Origin of the sequence: Pseudonocardia nigra (assembly GCF_019396355.1) — a bacterium.
GTDB lineage: Bacteria > Actinomycetota > Actinomycetes > Mycobacteriales > Pseudonocardiaceae > Pseudonocardia > Pseudonocardia nigra.
In genome coordinates, this window is sequence record NZ_JAHKRK010000389.1 from 1 (window position 1) to 3,016 (window position 3,016).

Genomic DNA, 3,016 nt, shown 5'->3' on the forward strand with positions numbered 1-3,016 from the left:
CGCCACGACAGCCCCGACCGTCGCCGCGACCGCCACCTCAAGGCACTCCAAGACCTCGGATACGAGGTCACACTCGCCAAGGCCTCATAGGCTGCGGTCGATTCTCCTGACAGCCACTTTCCTGCAAGCACGTTGCGTGAAAGTGGCTTTGCTGCAACGCCGGGCCGAGATCGGCCGCGGCGCGCTCGTCGTCCGGCCCGGCGTCAGGTGGCCGGGCCCAGGTCCACCGGCAGCGTCGTGAGGCCTCGGACCAGGGAGGAGCGCCGGTGCACCAGCTCCATGGGGTCGACCGCCAGCGAGATGCCGGGGCGGCGGGCCAGCAGCGCGCCGATCGCCTCCTGCCCCTCGATCCGCGCCAGCTGCGCGCCGAGGCAGTGGTGCAGCCCGTGCCCGAACGCGACGTGCCCGGACGGGTCCCGGTCGACCCGCAGCTCCTCGGCGTCGTCGAACCGCTCGCCGTCGCGGTTGGCCGCCGCGAGCGACAGGGTGACGATCGCGCCCGCCGGGATCGTGACGCCGGAGTACTCGACGTCCTCGGCGGCGAACCGCACCGGGGCGCTGTGCACCGGGGAGTCCCAGCGGAGGAACTCTTCGACGGCCGACGGGAGCAGGTCGGGGCGCTCGCGCAGCAGCGCGAACTGCTCGGGGTGGGTGAGCAGGGCGAGCAGGCCGTTGCCGATGAGGTTGACCGTGGTCTCGTGCCCGGCGATGAGCAGCAGCATGGCCATCGCGACCAGCTCCTCCTCGGACAGCCGGTCCCCGTCCTCCGCCACCTCGATCAGCCCACTGATCAGTGCGTCGTCCGGGTGCTCGCGCTTGCGTGCGATCAGCCGGACGAGGTACTCGTTCAGCTTGCCCATCGCGGCCATCGACTCGTCCGGCGAGGGCTGGTCGACGAGCACGTTCGACCACGCCGCGAAGTCGTCGCGGTCCTCGGCGGGCACCCCGAGCAGCTCGCAGATCACGAACACCGGCAGCAGGAACGCGTACCGGGCCATGATGTCGACCCGGCCGGTCGCCGGGAGGGCGTCGAGCAGCTCCGACGCGATCTCCGCGACGCGCGGGCGCAGCGCCTCCATCCGGCGCAGCGTGAACGAGCGCGACACCAGCTTGCGCAGCCGGGTGTGCCCCGGCGGGTCCATCAGCAGCATCATCGGGATCTGCGTGGCGGGCGCCTCGGCCCGCTGCTCGGGCGGCAGCGTGTAGCGCCAGTCCTTCGACAGCCGCTGGTCGTTCAGGGCGGCCCGGACGTCGGCGTGCCGGGAGATCAGCCACACCGGGCCGTCGCCCATGTCCACCGTGCGGACCGGATCCTCGGTCCGCAGGCCCGCGTAGGCCGCGTAGGGGTCACGCCAGAAGGCGCCCTTGAACAGTTCCAGGCTCGCGGTCACCCGTACTCCTTCGCGCTTCTCACCGATGTAAGCACCAGCTTGCAGACGCGTCGGGGCGAGTGCGGTCCGCGGAAGCGGGACGTCGGCGGGCACCGGCCCGCCCGTGACGACCGCCGCCCCGAACGCCGCGAGCGCGGGCGCGGTCTCGAATCCGGAGCCGCCCTGACCGGCGAAGAACCAGAACCCGGGGTGGTCGGGCCACGCGCCCACGACGGGACGGCGGTCGGCCACGAACGAGCGCAGCCCGGCCCAGCTCGTCCGCACCGAGCGCAGCCCCAGCCCGGTGACCGCCTCGACCCGCTCCAGCGCCAGCGCCACGTCGATGTCGTCCGGGCGGGCGTCGCACGGCTCGACCGGTGTCTCGTCCGCGGGGCTGACGAGCAGGTCGTCGCCCTCCGGCTTGAAGTAGAAGCGCCACGCCGCGTCGATCACCATCGGCGACCGCCCGTCCGGCGCCCGCAGGCGAGCCGGGTCGGGAACGCGCACCATCGCGGCGGTGCGGCGCAGCGGGGTGAGCCCGATGCGGGGGACGCCGGCAGCCCCGGCCACGACGTCGGCCCACGCCCCTGCGGCGTCGACGACGTCGGGCGCGTCGATCGCCTCACCCCCGGCGTGCACGCGCCACCCGCCTCCGATGCGCTCCACGCGGGCGACCGGGGCACCGACGCGCAGGATCCCGCCCCGGGCCCGGAGGCCGCGCAGGTACGCCCGGTGCAGCGCCTCGGTGTCGATGTCGGCGGCGTCCTCCACGACGGCGGCGGCGTGCACGCGGCCGGGGGCGAGCGCCGGGCACCTCCGTTCCGCCTCCTCCACTTCGAGGGGAACCGCGCCGCCCGGCTCGCCGGCCCGCTCCGCGAGCTCCGCGGCGAGCATCCGCTCGCCCTGTACGTCCACCGCCACGTGCAGGACCGCGCGGGGTGTCAGCAGCGGCGGGGTGTCGAGCTCCGCCGCGAGCACGCCGTACCGGGGTCCGCTGGCAGTGATCAGGGCGCGCACGACGTCGGATCCGTGGCCGGGGACGTAGACGGCCGCCGAGCGGGCGGTGGAGTGCGTGCCGGGCGCCGACTCCGACTCGAGCAGGACGACCGCGCGGGTCGCGGCGAGCTCGTAGGCGATCGAGGCGCCGGCGATCCCGCCTCCGATGACGACGACATCGGTACTGGTCACGCCCCCGACCGTAACCACCGGTAAATCCGTGGCGGACCGGGTCGACGGGGCCTACTCTTGCTCCCATGCGCCTGTGAGAGACGCCGCCCCGCGCGGCCCGCGGCACGGACATCGTCCCCGCCGCCCGTTCCCAGCCATCTGGCCGGTCCCGGAGTTCCCGGGCCGTCCGGCTCCGCTGCGCCGGCCCCGTCTTTCCTGCAGGAGGCACTCATGCGTGATCCGTTGCTCACCACCGTCATCGCCGAGTCGATCGTCCTCGACGACCACGCGGCCGCCGACGCGGCGCCCGCCAACCGCGCGGCCCGTCGCGGCCGCTCGGGCAAGAAGGCCACGGGTAGCGCCGTCCACGCCGGCGCCACCGGCCGCGCCCGGGCGGCGCAGGGCCGCAGGATCAACCCGGTGCGCCGCACCGGTTGATCCGATCGCCGGTGCCGCCGGCCCCGCGTCCACGGGGCCGG

General features: G+C 74.6%; 2 protein-coding genes and 1 pseudogene. 1 reads left to right on the forward strand and 2 read right to left on the reverse strand.

The genetic code is table 11. The features are described 5' to 3' along the window. Window positions 1-203: 203 nt before the first annotated feature. Window positions 204-1,391, reverse strand: a complete 1,188-nt coding sequence (locus KME75_RS44515) for a cytochrome P450 family protein (RefSeq protein ID WP_308283498.1) — start codon at window positions 1,389-1,391, stop codon at window positions 204-206. Window positions 1,392-1,529: 138 nt separating this feature from the next. Beyond that, window positions 1,530-2,576 (reverse strand): annotated as a pseudogene (locus tag KME75_RS44520) (NAD(P)/FAD-dependent oxidoreductase); the annotation flags it as partial. 192 nt (window positions 2,577-2,768) lie between these two features. Between KME75_RS44520 and KME75_RS40740 the strand changes: the two are divergent. Then, window positions 2,769-2,975 (forward strand): hypothetical protein, encoded by a 207-nt coding sequence (locus KME75_RS40740; RefSeq protein WP_219420337.1) that lies wholly within the window; start codon window positions 2,769-2,771, stop codon window positions 2,973-2,975. The last annotated feature ends 41 nt before the right edge of the window (window positions 2,976-3,016 follow it).

Coding starts and splice junctions, on each gene's coding strand:
- KME75_RS40740 (WP_219420337.1), top strand. CDS start 2,769: ATGCGTGATCCGTTGCTCACCACCGTCATCGCCGAGTCGATCGTCCTC.